This window comes from Nostoc sp. (genome assembly GCF_036917555.1).
In the GTDB taxonomy this organism is placed as follows: Bacteria; Cyanobacteriota; Cyanobacteriia; order Cyanobacteriales; family Nostocaceae; genus Nostoc.
In genome coordinates this window covers 1-18223 of the sequence record NZ_JBALDD010000053.1, presented here as the reverse complement: position 1 = coordinate 18223, position 18223 = coordinate 1, and the positions used below count along the sequence as shown (strand labels likewise).

The 18223-nt window shown below is 41.7% G+C and carries 18 protein-coding genes and 1 other RNA gene; 13 read left to right on the top strand and 6 right to left on the bottom strand.

Annotation, left to right across the window (positions count from 1 at the left end):
• Positions 1 to 75 precede the first annotated feature (75 nt).
• The 4 genes from groL (at position 76) to rnpB (ending at position 4488) form a co-directional block, all read left to right on the top strand.
• Positions 76 to 1758 (top strand): chaperonin GroEL, encoded by a 1683-nt coding sequence (gene groL, locus V7K60_RS20445; RefSeq protein ID WP_334927785.1) that lies wholly within the window; start codon positions 76 to 78, stop codon positions 1756 to 1758.
• 353 nt (positions 1759 to 2111) lie between these two features.
• A complete protein-coding gene (gene corA / locus V7K60_RS20440; protein WP_334927783.1) occupies positions 2112 to 3254 on the top strand; it encodes a magnesium/cobalt transporter CorA in 1143 nt (380 codons plus the stop codon).
• A 65-nt stretch (positions 3255 to 3319) separates the two neighbouring features.
• Positions 3320 to 4018 carry a hypothetical protein gene (locus tag V7K60_RS20435; protein WP_334927781.1) on the top strand — a complete coding sequence of 233 codons (699 nt, stop codon included), beginning with the start codon at positions 3320 to 3322 and terminating at the stop codon, positions 4016 to 4018.
• A 46-nt stretch (positions 4019 to 4064) separates the two neighbouring features.
• An RNA gene (rnpB, locus tag V7K60_RS20430) (RNase P RNA component class A) lies at positions 4065 to 4488 on the top strand.
• Between the two features lie 122 nt (positions 4489 to 4610).
• Here rnpB and V7K60_RS20425 read toward each other — a convergent pair.
• Positions 4611 to 4994: a hypothetical protein gene (locus tag V7K60_RS20425; protein WP_334927779.1), complete on the bottom strand. Its 384-nt coding sequence runs from the start codon at positions 4992 to 4994 to the stop codon at positions 4611 to 4613.
• 128 nt (positions 4995 to 5122) lie between these two features.
• On the opposite strand from V7K60_RS20425, the gene V7K60_RS20420 reads away from it, so the two are divergent.
• From V7K60_RS20420 to V7K60_RS20410, 3 genes are all read left to right on the top strand, one after another.
• On the top strand, positions 5123 to 5305 hold the full coding sequence (locus V7K60_RS20420) for a hypothetical protein (protein ID WP_334927777.1): 183 nt from the start codon (positions 5123 to 5125) through the stop codon (positions 5303 to 5305).
• Between the two features lie 99 nt (positions 5306 to 5404).
• Positions 5405 to 6124: a ribonuclease III gene (gene rnc / locus V7K60_RS20415; protein ID WP_334825892.1), complete on the top strand. Its 720-nt coding sequence runs from the start codon at positions 5405 to 5407 to the stop codon at positions 6122 to 6124.
• Positions 6125 to 6233: 109 nt separating this feature from the next.
• Positions 6234 to 7316 (top strand): Gfo/Idh/MocA family protein, encoded by a 1083-nt coding sequence (locus V7K60_RS20410; protein ID WP_334927775.1) that lies wholly within the window; start codon positions 6234 to 6236, stop codon positions 7314 to 7316.
• A gap of 22 nt (positions 7317 to 7338) precedes the next feature.
• Here the strand turns inward: V7K60_RS20410 and V7K60_RS20405 are convergent, their stop codons facing one another.
• Complete coding sequence (locus V7K60_RS20405; RefSeq protein WP_334927773.1) at positions 7339 to 9468, bottom strand: ATP-binding protein; 2130 nt, start codon at positions 9466 to 9468, stop codon at positions 7339 to 7341.
• Positions 9469 to 9761: 293 nt separating this feature from the next.
• On the opposite strand from V7K60_RS20405, the gene V7K60_RS20400 reads away from it, so the two are divergent.
• Positions 9762 to 10502, top strand: a complete 741-nt coding sequence (locus V7K60_RS20400; RefSeq protein WP_334927771.1) for a RibD family protein — start codon at positions 9762 to 9764, stop codon at positions 10500 to 10502.
• A gap of 97 nt (positions 10503 to 10599) precedes the next feature.
• A complete protein-coding gene (locus V7K60_RS20395; protein WP_334927770.1) occupies positions 10600 to 11781 on the top strand; it encodes a GNAT family N-acetyltransferase in 1182 nt (393 codons plus the stop codon).
• Between the two features lie 129 nt (positions 11782 to 11910).
• Here V7K60_RS20395 and V7K60_RS20390 read toward each other — a convergent pair whose 3' ends face one another.
• Genes V7K60_RS20390 through V7K60_RS20380 form a run of 3 tightly spaced genes read right to left on the bottom strand, consistent with a single transcriptional unit; the run spans position 11911 to position 13759 of the window.
• The gene (locus tag V7K60_RS20390; RefSeq protein WP_334927768.1) at positions 11911 to 12381 is read right to left on the bottom strand and encodes a tetratricopeptide repeat protein; all 471 of its coding nucleotides are present in this window, start codon (positions 12379 to 12381) and stop codon (positions 11911 to 11913) included.
• Positions 12382 to 12407: 26 nt separating this feature from the next.
• Positions 12408 to 13040 (bottom strand): hypothetical protein, encoded by a 633-nt coding sequence (locus tag V7K60_RS20385; RefSeq protein WP_334927766.1) that lies wholly within the window; start codon positions 13038 to 13040, stop codon positions 12408 to 12410.
• Positions 13041 to 13054: 14 nt separating this feature from the next.
• Positions 13055 to 13759 carry a hypothetical protein gene (locus V7K60_RS20380; protein WP_334927764.1) on the bottom strand — a complete coding sequence of 235 codons (705 nt, stop codon included), beginning with the start codon at positions 13757 to 13759 and terminating at the stop codon, positions 13055 to 13057.
• Positions 13760 to 14042: 283 nt separating this feature from the next.
• Here V7K60_RS20380 and V7K60_RS20375 point away from each other — a divergent pair, with 283 nt between their 5' ends.
• Positions 14043 to 14426: a DUF4346 domain-containing protein gene (locus V7K60_RS20375; RefSeq protein WP_334927762.1), complete on the top strand. Its 384-nt coding sequence runs from the start codon at positions 14043 to 14045 to the stop codon at positions 14424 to 14426.
• Positions 14427 to 14497: 71 nt separating this feature from the next.
• Here V7K60_RS20375 and psb32 read toward each other — a convergent pair whose 3' ends face one another.
• Positions 14498 to 15235 carry a photosystem II repair protein Psb32 gene (gene psb32, locus V7K60_RS20370; protein WP_334927760.1) on the bottom strand — a complete coding sequence of 246 codons (738 nt, stop codon included), beginning with the start codon at positions 15233 to 15235 and terminating at the stop codon, positions 14498 to 14500.
• Positions 15236 to 15847: 612 nt separating this feature from the next.
• Here psb32 and surE point away from each other — a divergent pair.
• The 3 genes from surE to V7K60_RS20355 all read left to right on the top strand — a co-directional run bounded on the left by surE (position 15848) and on the right by V7K60_RS20355 (position 18069).
• The gene (gene surE, locus V7K60_RS20365; protein WP_334927758.1) at positions 15848 to 16528 is read left to right on the top strand and encodes a 5'/3'-nucleotidase SurE; all 681 of its coding nucleotides are present in this window, start codon (positions 15848 to 15850) and stop codon (positions 16526 to 16528) included.
• Positions 16529 to 16710: 182 nt separating this feature from the next.
• Positions 16711 to 17334: a hypothetical protein gene (locus V7K60_RS20360; protein ID WP_334927757.1), complete on the top strand. Its 624-nt coding sequence runs from the start codon at positions 16711 to 16713 to the stop codon at positions 17332 to 17334.
• 87 nt (positions 17335 to 17421) lie between these two features.
• A complete protein-coding gene (locus V7K60_RS20355) occupies positions 17422 to 18069 on the top strand; it encodes a PAP/fibrillin family protein (protein WP_334927755.1) in 648 nt (215 codons plus the stop codon).
• Positions 18070 to 18223: the final 154 nt, after the last annotated feature.

The window sequence follows — 18223 nt, the reverse complement described above, 5'->3', positions numbered from 1 at the left end:
TGAGCCGCTTGAGAGATTAGCACTCTGGCGCTGTGAGTGCTAAATTGTCTAATGGAAGCGCTGGAGAAATAAAACATGGCGAAAATTATTGCATTTGATGAGGAATCGCGGCGATCTCTAGAAAGGGGTGTTAACGCCCTTGCTGATGCCGTAAAAATCACCTTGGGGCCCAAAGGTCGTAATGTCCTTTTAGAGAAAAAATTTGGCGCACCTCAAATTGTCAACGATGGTATCACTGTTGCCAAGGAAATTGAATTAGAAGATCCTTTGGAAAATACTGGTGCAAGACTCATCCAGGAAGTGGCCTCAAAAACTAAAGATGTCGCTGGAGATGGTACAACCACCGCCACAGTTTTAGCACAAGCCTTAATTCGAGAAGGTTTGAAGAACGTCGCGGCAGGTAGTAACCCTGTTAGCTTGAGACGCGGGATCGACAAAACTATTGAGGCATTGGTACTGGAAATTGCCAAAATAGCCAAGCCAATAGAAGGAAGTGCGATCGCTCAAGTTGCCACTGTCTCTGCTGGTAACGATGAAGAAGTTGGTCAAATGTTAGCTCAAGCAATGGAAAAAGTCACCAAAGATGGTGTAATTACCGTTGAAGAATCTAAATCCTTGACGACTGAACTAGAAGTAGTTGAGGGGATGCAGATTGACAGGGGTTATATTTCTCCCTACTTCGTCACCAACAACGAACGGCAAATCGTCGAATTTGAAAACGCCCGGATTTTAGTGACAGATAAAAAAATCAGCAGCATCCAAGATTTAGTGCCGATTTTGGAAAAAGTTGCTCGTTCTGGTCAACCTTTGCTAATTATTGCTGAAGATGTCGAAGGTGATGCTTTGGCAACTTTGGTGGTGAACAAAGCGCGGGGTGTACTGGCTGTGGCTGGAATTAAAGCGCCTGGGTTTGGCGATCGCCGCAAAGCTTTGTTAGAAGATATTGCTATTCTCACCGATGGACAGTTGATTTCAGAAGAAATCGGCTTAAGCTTGGATACCGCTTCTCTAGAAGCGCTGGGAACTGCCCGCAAAATCACCATTGACAAAGAAAGCACCACAATTGTCGCTGGCAGTGTCACCAAGCCAGAAGTACAAAAACGGATCGGTCAAATTCGCAGGCAGTTGGAAGAAACCGATTCTGACTACGATCAAGAAAAACTGCAAGAACGCATCGCCAAGCTTGCTGGTGGCGTGGCAGTGATTAAAGTGGGTGCGGCAACCGAAACCGAACTCAAAGACCGCAAACTGCGGATTGAAGACGCGCTGAATGCTACTAAAGCTGCTGTAGAAGAAGGTATTGTTCCTGGTGGTGGGACAACCTTAATTCACTTAGCTAAGGCGGTAGAAGCGATTAAAAACAGCCTACAAAATGACGAAGAAAGAATTGGGGCTGATATTGTCGAACGAGCGCTAGAAGCTCCCTTACGCCAAATAGCAGACAACGCTGGTGCTGAAGGTTCTGTGATCGTCTCGAAAGTCCGGGATAGCGACTTCAACATTGGTTACAACGCCGCTACTGGCGAATTTGAAGACTTGATTGCTGCTGGTATTATCGACCCTGCCAAAGTCGTGCGTTCAGCTTTGCAAAACGCTGGTTCCATTGCTGGTTTGGTCTTAACCACCGAAGCGATCGTTGTTGAAAAGCCAGAGAAGAAATCCGCTGCTCCTGCCCCTGATATGGGTGGTATGGGTGGTATGGGCGGTATGGGTGGCATGGGCGGCATGGGTGGCATGGGCGGCATGGGCATGTTCTAACTTCTGCTCACCCAGATAAATATTTTTTCAGCAGTTTGTCTTACCAAGGCAAACTGTTTTTTTGTAGCATTGCTGATTCAAAGGCAATATGCTATACCAATTCGTAATTTGTAATGACGCTCTCTACGAGACGCTAAAAGCGAACACAGACTCGCTACCGCTACGCTAACGTAATTGAGATTCGTTAGATTAAATCTGGCTGATCACCAAATTAGCAACTTAAATAATTGCTTAATTTAGAAATTACCGTCTTTATATTAATTTTTGTAAAATGACGTGTAAGTTATTCTTATGTCCTTTGTTATTTACTAATGACAAATGACAAATGACTAATCACTATTAGGTAATATTGCATGGCACGAAAACTGCGTCGCCTTCCCAAAATAGTCACCAAGGCGTATGAAGATGAGTTCTATCACCAACCAGGAACTATACCTGGAACCATTTTTATTGATGCAGATGCTCCACCACCGATAATTTTTTTGATTGACTATAACCAAACCAATTTCATCCGCGAACAAATAGAAACTCCAGAGGAGTGTGTCCCCTATCTGGAGGCGGAATCGATTTCTTGGGTAGACGTACAAGGTTTAGGCAGTCAAGACATATTACAACGATTGGGTAAGGTTTTTAAGTTACCTCCTCTAGTTTTAGAAGATATAGTTAATGTACCAGAGCGTCCCAAAATAGAGGATTATGAAGACCAATTGCTATTCATTGCCCGGATGGTAGTAGCAAAAGAAAAAACATGTGGTTTTTACAGCGAGCAAGTGAGTTTGATATTAGGGAAAAATTATTTGCTGACAGTCCAAGAGGAACCAGAACATGATTGTTTTGAAGGAGTGCGATCGCGAATTGAAAAAAACAAAGGTACTATTCGCAAACAGGAAGCGGATTATTTAGCTTACGCTGTATTAGATGCAATTATTGATGGCTTTTTCCCAGTGCTGGAGCTTTATGGAGAGCGAATTGAAGAGTTAGAAGAGGAGGTAATAGTCAGACCTACTCCAAAAACACTACAAAACATTTATCAAATTAGGCGAGAATTACTGCAACTACGTCGTGCTATCTGGCCCCAGCGAGATGCAATTAATTCCTTGATTCGAGATGGTAGTGAACTTATTAGTGAAGAAGTGCGAATCTACCTGCGAGATTGTTATGACCATACGGTGCAAGTGATGGATATGGTGGAAACTTACCGAGAACTGGCATCTGGATTAATGGATGTGTACCTTTCGGCAGTGAGTAATAAAATGAATGAAATCATGAAGGTACTAACGATAGTTTCAACAATTTTTATTCCACTGACTTTTATTGCCGGAATATATGGTATGAATTTCAATACTGAAAAATCGCCATATAATATGCCTGAACTGAATTGGTATTGGGGCTATCCACTTTGCTGGGCAGTGATGTTAGCGATCGCATTTGGTTTGCTATTCTTTTTTTGGCGAAGAGGCTGGCTGCAAAATTCTGTAGAAATTAAGCGCAATTAAAAATTGTAGATTAGCAACAAGTCAAATATACATTCATTAGCACCGGGAGTTGAGATTTTTGAGTTATGAGGAGTAGCGACCAGAATTTAGTAGTTTTGACGATTTATATTATCGGTGTTTCTTATGTTTTCAACCGCATGATTGAATCCATCGATGACCAAGTTAAATTTGAGTTTAAAAAAGGAATCGTTGAGGAGCAACTCAAAGAACACAATCTCGACGATAAAATTGGAATTTCCTTTAAACTCAAATCCTCATACCCAATTGACGATTTGAAAGATTTAGGAATTAGCATTGAAAATAAATCTGATAATGTTGCCGTATACGTTGACTGGGATAATAGTTCTTTAGTCGTTGAACATAGTAAGCAATCGCGCCGCGTAATTCGGAAATCACCAGACTTAACCCGCGACTTAGCAGTACCCCAAAGTCCTAGCCTGATTGCTCCCAAGAAAACACTTTCTGAAACAGTGACAGCAGAAGACGTTTTCCAGCGCGATCAAGTTGCTGGAACCTATTTAGCAAAAAAACCACTAATTGATATCAATGGGCTACAAAAAGGGCAAAAAAAGTTGTATAACGACTTTATTAGTAGAAAAAAGGAGTTGGACTTTTCCCTGCAACTGGTGCTTAGGATATCTGAGGTGCGTTTAGGTCTAGCTCCAGGTGGCGATTTTCCTCCCATTAGTATTATAAATTGTCCTTTCACAGTCAGAAAATTACCTTGGACTTACGCTCTACCTTGGAATAAAAAAAAGCAATAGCAACCAGACACACTATGCCATCCAAGATTACACTGGATCTAAGGAGAGAGTAGGCGCAGGCGGTTGCAGATCAGTCATAGTTACTGGTTTGAGGAAAGTCCGGACTCCCGAAAGACCAAACTTGCTGGATAACGTCCAGTGCGAGCGATCGTGAGGATAGTGCCACAGAAAGATACCGCCAGGACAATTAAAAATTAAAAATTAAAAATGTAAAATGAGTAATTTTTAATTTTTAATTTTACATTTTTAATTGATCTGGTAAGGGTGCAAAGGTGCGGTAAGAGCGCACCAGCAGTATCGAGAGGTGCTGGCTCGGTAAACCCCGGTTGGGAGCAAGGCGATAGGAACTACGGTTGGTCTTTTACCAGTTCCGCTCAATGAGAGCCGCTTGAGGCGTTTGGTAACAAGCGTCCCAGATAGATAACTGCCCTCGCAAGAGAACAGAACCCGGCTTATGTCCTGCTCTCTCCCCTGCAATGGAGTATGAACCTTTCATGGTTTGTACTCTATTATTTTTTGTACGGGTTTTGTGCGTAAGCGTTCGCGTAGCGTCTCGTAGAGAAGCTCGTCGTAGACATCGCTAATTCATCATTTAAAGCATTCCCAGGATCTCTAATGCTGTATCCAGATGCCATTTAACCCGATAGAGTCCAAACAGTTTCTCTTGACTGTATCGTGCTGGGTACTCTAGTTTCCTTCCCTCCATCGTCATCTTGAGTAATGCTGACTGCTCTGGTGTCGGTGTTCCCATCGCTTCTAATGTTGCTTCTAGCGCTTCTACTTGAGAAAGCATAGGAGACTTCAATCCTTTATTCTCTGACACTTGCTTGCAGGCTATAACAGGGAAAGTCAGGAGTGCGTTAATATAGGATGCCTTATCAGCAGGGTTTCCTATTGCTTGGATGCCGTACTGTATCAGGCATAAATCGCGTAACGCTCTCAAGCTTTTAACTTCTAATTCTGTGCGCGTGAACATAAAATAGAGTTACCTCTTGTAAAAGTGGGAATCGGTGGGCAACAAGTTTCTCAGGCTAAGAGGCCCATCGATTTAACATTCTCTACTGATATACACGTGGAGAAAAACTTTATTTGTATTTCTATACAATGTCTAAAAATAAAGGTAATCCAGATAACTTAAAGCCATTCACTACAGACAGAGAGCAACCACTAACTGAATATCTACATTTGCGTATCACCAAGGAAATGAAGGAAGAGGTAAAAGCTAAGGACGATCCTCCTGAATTTTGTCGTCAAGCTATCCAAGAGAAGCTAGATAGAGAGAAGTAGCGAAAAGTTGCTAGATTAATAGTCCAAGAACTTTAGGGATATAAGATAGATAACTAGTTGCCTTCCCCTGCCCCCCTGCCCTCTTCCCCTTATCATGTAATGCCCCTTGCCTATCCACGCCGTCAACGGCAACTCGAAAGTTTAGTCCAAAAATTTGGTTTGTCGCTAGAAGCACCTATAAAGTGGGAACTGCTGGATTTAGCGCTAACTCATCCCACTGTCTCTGATTCGGCAAATTATGAACAGCTAGAGTTTGTTGGTGATGCAGTGGTGCGGCTGGTGTCGGCTGTTGTGTTATGGGAAAATTATCCCGATTGTCCAGTCGGGGATTTTGCGGCAATTCGTTCGGTATTGGTGAGCGATCGCATCCTCGCCCAATTGGCCAGAGTTTATGGTTTGGAGTTATACTTACTAGTCGCTGGTAGTGCTACTGCTGATAAAGTTGGTCTAGAGTCACGATTGGCAGATGCTTTTGAAGCAGTTCTGGGTGCGCTTTACTTAAGTACTCAAAATCTGGAATTGATTCGCTCTTGGCTAGATCCCCACTTCCACCAACTAACAACAGAAATTCGCCTCGATCCTGCCAGACTTAATTACAAAGCTGCTCTCCAAGAATGGACTCAGGCACAATTTAAAGTTTTACCAGAGTATCGGGTTGTGGAAGTCACTCAACCGCATCGCAATCAAGAACGTTTCATGGCTGAAGTGTGGCTGCACGGAAATATGCTAGGAGTTGGTAAGGGACGCTCAATCAAAACCGCAGAACAAGCCGCAGCTAAAGTAGCTTTTTTAGCAATTTCTAATCAGCAAAAACCCTGAACCCAAAATACGGCTGATAAACTGATAATCAGTGGATTGTCAGTGGTCATTTGTCCCTAGTCCCTTGTATACAAATGACAAATGACAAATAACTAATGACAAATAACTAATGACAAATAAAATTAAAATTGCTGTCATCGGAGTTGGGCGTTGGGGAGTGCATCTGTTGCGGAATTTTTTAGCACATCCCCAAGTACATGTAGTTGCTGTAGTAGACCCCCATCCAGAACGATTAGCGGCGGTCAAGCAGCAGTTTAAGTTAGATGAAAATATACTATTAACAACTCAGTGGCAGGATTTAAAGACAGTGCCAAGTTTGACAGGAGTGGCGATCGCAACTCCTGCTACCACCCACTATGCTTTAATTAAAGACTCTCTCCAACAGGGATACCATGTTTTGGCAGAAAAACCCCTAACTCTCAATCCAGCAGAATGTCGGGAACTTTGCTATTTAGCAGAACAGCATCATTTGATACTAGCGGTTGACCATACTTATTTATTTCACCCAGCAGTTGAGCAAGGAAAAACTGTAGTACAAGCAGGTAAATTGGGTGATTTACGCTATGGTTACGCTACCCGCACCCATTTAGGGCCTGTCCGGCAAGATGTTGATGCACTGTGGGACTTAGCCATTCACGATATTGCAATCTTTAACGCTTGGCTGGGTCAAATTCCTGTGCAAGTACAAGCAACGGGTACTGTGTGGCTACAGGGAGCAGAGGTGAGTTTATGCACAGATTCTCATTTGCCTCAAAGTTTAGCTGACCTAGTATGGCTGACACTCACATATCCAGATGGCTTTCAAGCTTATATTCACTTATGTTGGCTGAATCCTGATAAGCAGCGACGCCTGGGAATTGTGGGGAGCCTTGGCAGCTTGATTTTTGATGAAATGTCAATATCACCCCTAACCCTGCTACATGGTGAGTTTGAACAGCAAGGCAATCAATTTATTCCTGTAAATCAAAGACAGATAGCGCTGGAATTAGAGCCAGGAGAACCATTGCAGCGAGTTTGCTCCTCCTTTGTTGTCTCTATTCTCAAAAATACTCCCTCAGAGGTTTCGTCTGGCTGGGTAGGCACTGAGTTAGTAGAAATTCTTGCTGCTCTAACATTATCTCTTAGCCAAGGCGGTAAACCTGTTTTTTTGAGCGATCGCATCGTCAAGGATCAAAAGTTTCAGGAGTACTGACGAATGTGGACTTTTGACTCAATTACCTCTTGAAAGTCCCATTTGCACAAACTCCTCCTTTTGGAAGACTTACCAAAATAGTTTGCAGGGGCGAAAGACGAATCTCGCAAGTCTCATTTCCAACTAGCAACTGGGACTTCGGGAACTTTTTTTTATCTATCTCTATTTTCACAGACTTATTGATCCCCAAAGAGGAACTTCCCCCAAACTCCTGTAGGCTGGGGTAGCGGCTTGCTTTTACCGCTTCATTCCCAGAGGAGAATCCCAGATCCCCAACATTTGCTTCTTTATTTGGAACACCTAACAATGAGATATCAATCAAAGGTAAGGTAATTTTCAGTGTCGTACCTTGATGAAGTCCCGTACTCTCAAGAGTAATGCTACCTCCCATGAGTTCGATTAAGTTTCGTGAAATCGCTAGTCCCAGTCCAGTACCTTCAAACTGACGTGTCGTAGTGCCATTCACCATTACAAAGGGGCGAAATAGTTTGTGCTGTTGAGTTGGATCAATGCCTATACCTGTATCTTTCACAGCTACCACCACCTGAGATTTACCATTACTAGATTGAATTTCTGTAGCAATGGTGATGCTTCCAGTATCAGTGAACTTGGTGGCGTTGCCAATAACATTAATCAGCACCTGCTTGAGTTTTCCCGCATCTGCCTTAATTGGTATCACTTTGGGAGCTAACTCACATTTCAATTGCAAGCCCTTTTGTTGAACATTAACTGATTGTAAATTAATTACTTCTAACAAGAGTTGTCGGAGGTCAATAGGTGTAGAAACGACCGAAAGCTTACCTGCTTCGATTTTAGAAATGTCGAGTAAATCATTAATAATACCTAGCAAGTGAATTGTTGTTTCATCAGCTCGTTTGAGAAACTCCATTTCTTCTTCCCGGTCATCACATAAGCCCTCTTCAACCAGGCGAATACAGTTAATAATAATATTTAATGGGTTTCTCAATTCATGGGAAGTTGTAGCCAAAAACTGGCTTTTAATCTGGTTAGCACTTTTTGCTTCTTTCCAAGCTGTTTCTAGTTCTTCCGATCCAGCTTTAAGCCGTTCTACCATTTGGTCTAATGCTTGGGCCAGTTGATTGAATTCCCGAATTTGAAAATTGTGCGGAACTGGTTGTGCAGCATGGTGAGAGTGAATATTGAGAGCATAGTCTCGCAATTCTTCTACAGGACGGGCCAAGTAAGGAGCTAAATATAGGGATGTTAACAAACTTGTGCCAATCAAACCAACTGTCAAAACGATAAGAATTAATTTGATTTCCTCTAAACCAAAAAGCGCATTATCGACACTAGTAACAGCTAAAATTATCCATTTTTGCTGCTGCTCTTGGTTGAGTGGATTTGTAATAGCTGTATAGCCAGCAACTAATTCTTTGCCCTGTGTAAAAGACAAATTTATCGAATCGTTTTTTCCCGTAATTGCATTTTTAATTATGCTCTTGATTTGGGAAGCATCAGGGTGCTGATTGATATTAGTTCCCACCCAATCTGTGAATGGGTGTGCCAAAATTGTGCCATCTTCAGCAATCACTACCATAGTGCCCGTGAGCGATCCCGGCGGATTTCTGGTTTGTTGGTACAATGCAGACTGAATACTTAAGCTGTAAACTGAATTTCTTCGGCTATCGGAAACTGGCGCAGATAAAACTACTTGCAGTTGATTTTGTGTGTTTCTTTTTCCAGTTATTCCTGCCTTTGGCGGGAAGATTGCTTTGACATCAATTCCGTCACTAGGTAAAGGTAATCTCAATTCTCCAATTTCTCGATCCCCACAGCTACTAGCAATTATCTTCTGGTTAAGGAGATTCGTTAATTGGATGCACTCAATACTGGCTGGAAGTTGTTGTCTTAACTGCGTGAGAATTCCTTGCTCTTGTATAGGCGAACCCGACGGAATAACCGTTGTTTTAGTTACACTCAGCAAATTAGCTTTTAAGATTGCGATCGCATCTCCAATTCTGTCCCCTTTGCTGATAGCGCTTTCTGTTAAGTTTTGCCGTGCAGTTCTCAATATACTAGTACGTGCCTTATTCAAGGCAACAATTTCCCCTACAAGTAAAACTGGAACAAACAGCAGCAATATTCTCGTTACTAAAATTCGACGAAAGGAAGATTGGCGGGAATTAGTCATCAAGTGTCTCACTTTGCACCTGCAATCTACAATACAAAAGATATGCAATTAAACCAGCTAGATGAGATATTTTATTAAATTATCAGAATGTTATTTTCAATGTTTAAAAATAACAAATTGCTATAATTCAAAAAGAAATGTGGTATACCAAAACTCGTATATGCTAAATGTAAAAGCGATTTGTGTTGCATATCAATACAGTGGTGAAATTATAAAACAGTAGCTTGCCGATATAGTTTTTTTGAAAATCTACACACGACTAAAGTAAATATTAAAACTATCAAATCAATTTAATGTTGCAACATCGTCCTCATACTACAGTTGTTTTAGCAATGAGTGCAGATGGCAAGATAGCAGATTTTAAGCGATCGCCTGCTCGGTTTGGCTCAAGGGTTGATAAAGCACACTTAGAAAAACAAATTGCTGCCTCTGATGCCGTTTTGTTCGGTGCTGGGACTCTAGACGCTTATGGAACAACACTTACTGTAACCGATCCAACTCTAGTGCAACTCCGGGCGCAAGGAGGGAAGCCTCGGCAACCAGTTCATATAGTGATTACAAACTCTGCAAACCTTAATCCGGAAATTCACTTTTTTAAGCAACCAGTTAGACGCTGGCTACTTACCACAAGATCAGGAGAATTTTCGTGGAAAGAACGCTTACAGACGCTTCACTCAACTCTGGGAATTGGAGTACAGGAGTACCCTTCAGAATTTGAGAAGATTCTGGTTTTTGAAACACCAACGCGAGAAATTGACATTCTCGCAGCCTTGAAGCAACTAGCCACTCTACATATAACACGCTTGGCGGTCTTAGGTGGAGGTGAATTAGTAGCTTCCTTACTGGAATTAGATTTAATTGATGAATTATGGCTAACTGTCTGTCCGCTGATTTTAGGTGGTAATACTGCACCTACACCCGTCGAAGGGAAAGGATTTTTACCTGCTTTGGCTCCTAAGTTACAACTTATAGAAGTTCATACAGTTGAGCAAGAAGTGTTTTTGCACTATCGCCTGCAACGACCAGCAGATTAGATTACGCTAAGTTAAGTTATTGGGCATTGGGCATTGATTATTTTCCTCTGCTCCTCTGCTCCCCCACTCCCTACTCTCTACTCCCTACTCCTCTAAGATGGTGGAACAACTTAAGCCTCGCTATTCTGTCGTTTGGACGAACAAAATCGCTGAAGTACCCCAAAATGCCTGGAATGCTTTGGCAATGCCACTCAAAACGCCATTTTTAGAATGGGAGTGGCTGAATAATCTCGAAACTTCCCAGAGTGTTACGGCTAAAACTGGTTGGTTGCCAAATCACTTGACACTGTGGCGAGATAAAACGCTGATTGCGGCGGCGCCACTTTATCTTAAAGGACATAGTTCTGGTGAATTTATTTTCGATCACCAATGGGCAGAGTTAGCCGATCGCATCGGAGTCCAATATTACCCAAAATTGCTGGGAATGACACCATTTACTCCCGCTGAAGGTTATCGGTTCTTAATCGCCCCAGGAGAAGATGAGGATGAAATCACAGCGCTGATGGTGCATGAAATTGACACCTTTTGCTCCAAAAATCGGATTTCTGGGTGTCATTTTCTCTACGTCGATCCCCAATGGCGTCCGATGCTAGAACGGCATGGCTTTACAACTTGGCTGCACCACAGCTATATCTGGGAAAATGCTGGCTTTAAAACTTTTGATGATTACTTGAAGGTGTTTAACGCCAATCAGCGCCGCAATATTAAACGAGAACGCAAAGCTGTGGAGAAAGCAGGTTTACGATTGCAACCACTGAGTGGCGATCAAATTCCTCAGTCTTTGTTTCCGTTGATGCACCAATTCTATGCTGACACCTGTGATAAGTTTGGCTGGTGGGGTAGCAAGTATCTCACACGGAGGTTTTTTGAGCAGTTACACACCGATTATCGCCATCGAGTCTTGTTTGTTGCCGCATATAGCGAAGAAGATAACTCTCATCCTTTAGGAATGTCCTTTTGTTTATTTAAAGGTGACAAACTTTATGGACGCTATTGGGGGAGTTTTCAAGAAATAGATTGCTTACATTTTGATGCTTGCTATTATGCACCGATTGAGTGGGCGATCGCTAACGGCATCCAAATTTTTGACCCTGGCGCAGGTGGGCGACACAAAAAACGGCGTGGTTTCCCCGCTATGCCCAATCACAGTTTGCATCGCTTTTACAATAATCGTTTAGGAAAAATTTTACTTCCCTATATTAAGGAAGTGAATCAACTCGAACAGCAGCAGATTGAGGCAATTAATGCAGAGTTGCCATTTAGTGAGAAAAATACTTGAGGAAAAGGAACTACTTTCGTAACATTTGCCGAATAATTAAGCTTTACTCGGCAAATAGATACTTTCCTTATTTTCAAAATCGTCAAATTAAACTGTTGGCGATCGAGACGATATTTCTGCTACCATTCGTCAAAATTCACCCTCTTGAATGCCTCGCCGAATAATTTCTTCGTGTTGGTGTACTGCCTGTGCCCTTTCTGATTCTCCTCTTGAAGTGAAAATAGCAGCAGCTTTCTGGAAATCTTCAATTCCCTTTTGTGGTTGTCCTTCTAAAGCCAGAGTATTACCTCTATAAAAATAAGCCTCGGCATAGTTAGGATCAAGCTCGATTGCTCGCGTGTATTCACCAATTGCTTCTTGAGACTGACCTTGTTTAGCCAATTTACGCCCACTTCGGAAAAATTCTTGTGCACTCGCCATAGTTCCTGAATTTTGTCCTTGACTGCTTGGACTACATAAACCATTTGAATCTTTGACCTGCCCCGATGGACAAACTGACTGTTCCTGAGCTTTCGCTACAGAGTCAAGAATTATAGGGAAGATGATAAACGCAGAACATACACCAAATATAATCGACAGGTGCTTTGTTACTAATTTCATTTTAGATTACTCCTAATTCTAATAGTTTATTGTTGTGCTAGGTAATCCATTCGTTCCACCTCATTAAGCATCAAATCCTCGATACGTAAAGTTGTATGTTGACCTGCTAGTAGTTCTTCTACCTCAACTACACAGGGAATATAAGCGTCCTGTTCTCGGATGAAATTCATTGTAAATGTGTACGCATCTTCAATATTTTTAGCTTCTAATTGGCGAAGCTGAGACTGAAACTCGCATTTGAATTCCTCTTCAAAAGAAAGTTTTTCTTGTAGAATACCATTACTGTAAAGATGGTATTCAATAGTGCCGCATGTATCGCTGCCAGCGTAGTAAATAACAGAAGTACTCAGAGATTCTGAAATGTTCCTAGCATCTTCTTCTGTTAAGTAAATTCGTATCGACGATATGTGGGGTTTATAAATTAAGCTCCAGGGATGTCCCCGCAGCTGAAAAACAAAAGTGCTTTCATTCTGAATTTCAATTTCGCATTCATACGCATTGCGTACCCAGACATTCATTTGTTTTAAAGTGCTAAATGCTTGTGAAACTTGTTCTACAGATGCTTGAACAAGAACAAACACAAGATTTCGATCAATTGTTTCTAATCCTCTACGCTGCTCTAGAGGGAAACCTTTTTCTCTGACAAAATATATTGACATTTTGGTAAATAGTTTTAAATTCTACCAGGGTTTCCGGGGCCACCATAATCTGTTGGAACTCTTCCTGGAAGGATATACACAATGGGATTTAATAATTCCGTCTTGCCCATCTGAAGATTACCAGACGGTGGTGCAATTTCACATCCTATGGAATGCCAAACTCCAATATCCCTATTAGTAGCTTCAGCAATTGTTTTAGAACTTATTGTTCTGACATCGGATGTGGTGAGAAAAACAATCGCTGGGTTTTCATTGTTAGCTGTTGCAGGACTCCTGTCGAGAACATCTAGGAAACCAAGAATTTGATACTTTTCATAGCTTGGAGGCAATAAAGTACCGCGTACTGCCTTTGACTCATAAAAGACGCTATCCGGGTAAGTGAAACTAAAAAAAGGTATTAAGTTAACGACAAGCGGAACTACCCCATCTGGTTGTACATTACCGATACCAATTCTTATTTGCCTTAATGGTGAAGGAAAAAGTCTTCTGTTGGAAGCAATCGGATCACCTGGTTTGAGTGTACTCAGCGCAAACCGTTCAAATTTTACTCCAACTTCAGATAGTGGTATGCCTTGATTCGTAGCAATTTGATCGAGTCTGCTTTTAGTCAATGGTGTTTGGCTTGAATTAGCGCAGGTTTGAGCTTGAACAGCAAACGGAGTCACAGCAACTGTAGCTCCTACCCCGATGAATAGCGCTATTTTTCGGATGTAATTCATGATTATAAGCTGAAGTAAGTAAGCCTTTAGCAGGGCTTTGAAATTTCATTCAAAGTGAGTATATGGTTTTTTTCTAACTATGGCTTCAGTAAATTCATCCACTAGTCTAGTTGCGGCTCAGTTGACGCTAAAAGTATAATTTATAGTAAATTCTCTGATTTACTTTTAAGTAAAAGGAATCAAAAATATCTGAAAGATATCAAGAAGACTAAGGAAGATACGAATTACACTTGATATAGAGTGTAAAAACCCTGAAAAAAGAAAATTTCTTTTTATAATGCTTATGGATTTAATAGTTGAAGATTTAGCCGCAATTGATGATAAACTTTCCCAGCGTCATATTGACCTTGATCCCGGTGGATATTTCATTATTTACTTAGATCAAGACGCAGGGTTAATTTATGCCAAGCATTTTACAAATGTGATTGACGATCGCGGTTTAGCTGTCGATCCTGAAACGGGAAAGGTTATTCCGGCGCGAGAAAAGGTAGAACGAACTCATACGACAGTTTTTAGCGCGAGAACGGCGAAAGAACTTTGCGTGAAAATTTTTGAAGAAACTCAGCCCACTTTGGCAACTCAATTAGATCATGCAGCTTATTTAGGTCGAGAATTTGTCCGGGCTGAGGTAGCTTTAGTTACACGGCAAGAATATGTTCAAGATTAAAGTTAGGAGTGAGGAGTTAAAAGTTAAGAGTTTAAAATTCATAACTCCTAACCCCACTCCTAACTCTGCCATTACCCATTAGATGAGGGCTGATTTATCTGATAGATATAGTAAGTTGCCATTGGGATAACGGTGGCGGCAATTAACAATCCTACTACCCAAGCAGTAGCGTTACCTTGGTTGGTTTCTTCTGCTTTCTTGAAAGTGCCTCCAACCTGCACAGTGTTAGTTATTTGGGGTGGCCCTGGATCGGCTTTGCCAGAGAGAACGGCGACAAGGCGATCGCTTGCATCGAGAAATGCCTGATTGTATTTGTCACCATTGCGTAACGGTACACTTACTGTTTCAGTAGCTACACTTTCGGCAATAGAGTCAGTAAGCATTGGCTTGACTTGATCCCCAGTAATAATGGCGGTACCATTGGTAACTGTATCAAGAACCAATAAAGTTTGATTAGCTTGGGCTGCTTTTGTCGGAAACCATTTTTCAAACAGTTCTTTACTAAAGCTTTCTGGTGTTTCGCCGTAGTCGAGTCGGCGAACAGTAACAATTCTGACTTCCTTATCTGTTTGCTTTGCCAAATCCTTAAAAGCGCTGCTAATTTTGCCTTCATTCAGACGGCTGATGACTTCACCTTGATCCAAAACCCAGGTGTCATTCCCTGCTGTCAGGCTGGGTATTTGATACACACCTGTAGCTAAAGCAGGTGTAGCAAACAGCGAGGCTGCGAAAATAACCGTTATCAAAGGTAGAATTAGCCGGATGAGGTGTTTTTGACTGCTAAAAACTTGTTTGAGGAGCTGTTTCATTATGTGATCCCTAAGACAGACTTGCACCAAAAATACTACAGAACCACTGCAAAAATCACCTCGTTCCCGATTTTCTTCAGTGTAAAATTTCTGATATTCCCAGCAAATATGTATATTGTACGGTATTTTTGATTACACAAACTTGTTCTGAGGGCGGTTGCAAGCATTAACCTGACGCTAAACCCCTTACTACTCACAAGAAATACCGCCCATTTTGGGAATTAACCCAAATGCTTAGGGCGGAATTTGCAAACCATCTAGAAATCATATCGCATGATTTCTATTTTGGTTCAACAACGCCATATTTTTTCATATCTGCAAGTAGCTTTTCCTGCCGTACTCATTAGATATCTGAGTGAAAAAGAATGTAAAGACGTTATATTACTAGGTCTCTACAAGGGTTCTAGACAATGCATATTTAATTTACATACAGCAGATTTCAAGTAGGTGATGTACAAAACGATTCGTTTATTACCCAGGTAGAAAGCGTGTTTATTTAACTCCTGTTAGCGCAACGGGGCGCAGCCCATTCTGAATTCTGCTGTAGATGTCTATGTGATGGTTGATATCTGCATTTTTCTGATATTTTAGCTAAATCAATATCATATATACATGACCATAATTTTAACTAACGACGATGGCATTGATGCCCCCGGTATCCAAGCGCTGCTTAAAGCTGTAAATGGCAGAAATTCTATTATCGCTGCTCCTGCCGATCATCAGTCTGGCTGTGGACATCAAGTTACTACTACTCGTGCTATCAACCTCCAGCGACGTTCTGAGACTGAGTATGCGATCGCAGGTACTCCCGCTGATTGTGTGAGAATTGCCTTAACACAAATCCCCGCAGATGTCAAATTTGTACTTTCAGGTATCAACGCTGGGGGCAATTTGGGAGTCGATGCCTATATTTCTGGCACAGTTGCCGCCGTGCGGGAAGCCGCGATGCACGGTATTCCCGGAGTTGCTATTTCTCAGTATCGCAAAGCCAAACAGAATTTTGATTGGAATCTGGCTGCCAAATTCACTGCTGAAGTTTTAGCGGATTTACTCAAGCGTCCCCTAGAACCAGGAAGCTTCTGGAATGTGAATCTGCCGCATCTGCAACCAGGAGAACCAGATCCTGAAGTGGTATTTTGCCAAGCCTGTACCAAACCTTTGCCCGTGAACTATCGAATTGAAGGCGATGATTTTTATTATGTAGGGGAATATGGCAAACGCGATCGCACTCCTGGCAGCGATGTGGATGTATGTTTTTCCGGCAATATCGCCGTCACCCAGTTAAGAGTTTGACATCAGCCATCACTTACTAATTAACTGTTACCACCGTTTAGTGGATATTGAGGAGAGCTTGTAGAGCTATTAATTAATCTTATGGCTATTGTTGGTGCGATCGCCATCAAAATTTTCAAGGATTTGAAATCTGGTAAAGTTTCAGTGGTACTGAATACTAATTTCAAAAAAAGGAGAAATATATGCAGTTTCTCAAAATTGTTCTTGTCGCTCTGGTATTGATGGTGAACCTGCTAATTGCTCAACCCTCTTGGGCAGGCAAAGATTTCACTAAGGGGGCTGATTATGCTGAGGTAACTCAGGCGCTCAATCAACTTCTAACTGTAAAGGATACACCTGAGCAAGCTGGTTATACACCTGAGCAATTCCAGCAGCGACTGGCACAATTGCAGTTTCAGAAATATGTCATAGAAACAGCTAGAAAGCGGGCACAGTGCCGCAATGAAACTGGAAAAACTTTGGCTGTCTATGCCAATAAACCAAAAAAATCTCCAACCCAACTCTACTTTCTGGGCGCAGGAACAATCACCGATGATGATTGGGATTGCGATGGCATTTACTTACCCGCAGGTTCTCAAGTGGTTTTAGGCCCAAACGCTCAACCACAAGAACTGACCCAAGCAATCGCCGTTAAGTTTGTCGATGGCACACAGTCTCTTGCTAGAACCAATCCAGCCACTGGTGCAATTGAATTGAATGTTGAACCTGCGAAAGTATTCAAGGCGGGTGAGAGCAGCTGGTTGCTCCCTACTTTTTCCCAAACGGATATCGATACGCAAATTCCCACCCCACAACTCATTGACTAATCTCATCTAGATAATCCAACTTTTATGCAGGAAGTGCATAAAAGTTGAACTAAAGAAACAGGATATATAAAGGAAAATCTTTAACCATTGAATAACCAAATTTTAATTAAGGAAAAATTACAAGCAAAGCTTGAGAATATCCAAACCAAGAGCAACGGCTCTCCCGTTACCGATTTGCAGCTAGACAAAACCTTAGCCGCAGAGATTGAACAATTGACGACGGAATTGGAGAGCGTCAATCCCAATCTCAATCCTCTTCTCTACGCTACTTCTTTGCTAGAAGGAGCTTGGCAACTGCAATACTCCACAGCCAGAGAAATCCGTTCTTTAGCTTCTCTTCCATTGGGATTAAAGCTGGGTAAAGTTTATCAAGTGATTGATGTTGCAAATAAATTGTTTTTCAATCTAGCTAAAGTTCAACATCCTCTGGGGCTAGTATCGGGATATGTCAAAGTGACAGCTAGCTTTGAGCCAGCTAAAGAATATTTAGAGCCTATAGCGAATAAACGTCTAAACGTCTATTTTGATAAACGCTATTTATCGATTGAGAAAATTGTTGGCATTAATACTCCTCAACTTAACCCATTTAAGGTTGTCCCAGCTAATAATCCTACTGGCAGAACTGCCACCTTGGATATTACTTACTTAGATGAAACCTTAAGAATTGGACGTGGAGGAGATGGAAGTTTATTCATTCTTAGTAAATCCGAGAATTTACCTGACTTCACCTCCTAAATCTGAGATTAATCACGCTGCTGAATGAATATGGCTCTCTCAATCATGCATCTTTTCAGGTAAGGATTCAGGTCAAGAGGTATTGACAAATGTGACATCTGAGGCGGAATATCACAATTATGGGAAAAGACCTGCTTGTGAAATTAGAGCGTGA

Excerpts from the sequence above, each read along its gene's own strand:
- V7K60_RS20390 (WP_334927768.1), bottom strand. The coding sequence starts at position 12,381 with ATGAAATTAGTAACAAAGCACCTGTCGATTATATTTGGTGTATGTTCT.
- V7K60_RS20405 (WP_334927773.1), bottom strand. The coding sequence starts at position 9,468 with ATGACTAATTCCCGCCAATCTTCCTTTCGTCGAATTTTAGTAACGAGA.
- corA (WP_334927783.1), top strand. The coding sequence starts at position 2,112 with ATGGCACGAAAACTGCGTCGCCTTCCCAAAATAGTCACCAAGGCGTAT.
- V7K60_RS20360 (WP_334927757.1), top strand. The coding sequence starts at position 16,711 with ATGCAGTTTCTCAAAATTGTTCTTGTCGCTCTGGTATTGATGGTGAAC.
- V7K60_RS20435 (WP_334927781.1), top strand. The coding sequence starts at position 3,320 with ATGAGGAGTAGCGACCAGAATTTAGTAGTTTTGACGATTTATATTATC.
- V7K60_RS20395 (WP_334927770.1), top strand. The coding sequence starts at position 10,600 with ATGGTGGAACAACTTAAGCCTCGCTATTCTGTCGTTTGGACGAACAAA.
- groL (WP_334927785.1), top strand. The coding sequence starts at position 76 with ATGGCGAAAATTATTGCATTTGATGAGGAATCGCGGCGATCTCTAGAA.
- V7K60_RS20420 (WP_334927777.1), top strand. The coding sequence starts at position 5,123 with ATGTCTAAAAATAAAGGTAATCCAGATAACTTAAAGCCATTCACTACA.
- V7K60_RS20380 (WP_334927764.1), bottom strand. The coding sequence starts at position 13,759 with ATGAATTACATCCGAAAAATAGCGCTATTCATCGGGGTAGGAGCTACA.
- V7K60_RS20375 (WP_334927762.1), top strand. The coding sequence starts at position 14,043 with ATGGATTTAATAGTTGAAGATTTAGCCGCAATTGATGATAAACTTTCC.
- V7K60_RS20425 (WP_334927779.1), bottom strand. The coding sequence starts at position 4,994 with ATGTTCACGCGCACAGAATTAGAAGTTAAAAGCTTGAGAGCGTTACGC.
- rnc (WP_334825892.1), top strand. The coding sequence starts at position 5,405 with ATGCCCCTTGCCTATCCACGCCGTCAACGGCAACTCGAAAGTTTAGTC.
- V7K60_RS20385 (WP_334927766.1), bottom strand. The coding sequence starts at position 13,040 with ATGTCAATATATTTTGTCAGAGAAAAAGGTTTCCCTCTAGAGCAGCGT.
- psb32 (WP_334927760.1), bottom strand. The coding sequence starts at position 15,235 with ATGAAACAGCTCCTCAAACAAGTTTTTAGCAGTCAAAAACACCTCATC.
- surE (WP_334927758.1), top strand. The coding sequence starts at position 15,848 with ATGACCATAATTTTAACTAACGACGATGGCATTGATGCCCCCGGTATC.
- V7K60_RS20400 (WP_334927771.1), top strand. The coding sequence starts at position 9,762 with ATGTTGCAACATCGTCCTCATACTACAGTTGTTTTAGCAATGAGTGCA.
- V7K60_RS20410 (WP_334927775.1), top strand. The coding sequence starts at position 6,234 with ATGACAAATAAAATTAAAATTGCTGTCATCGGAGTTGGGCGTTGGGGA.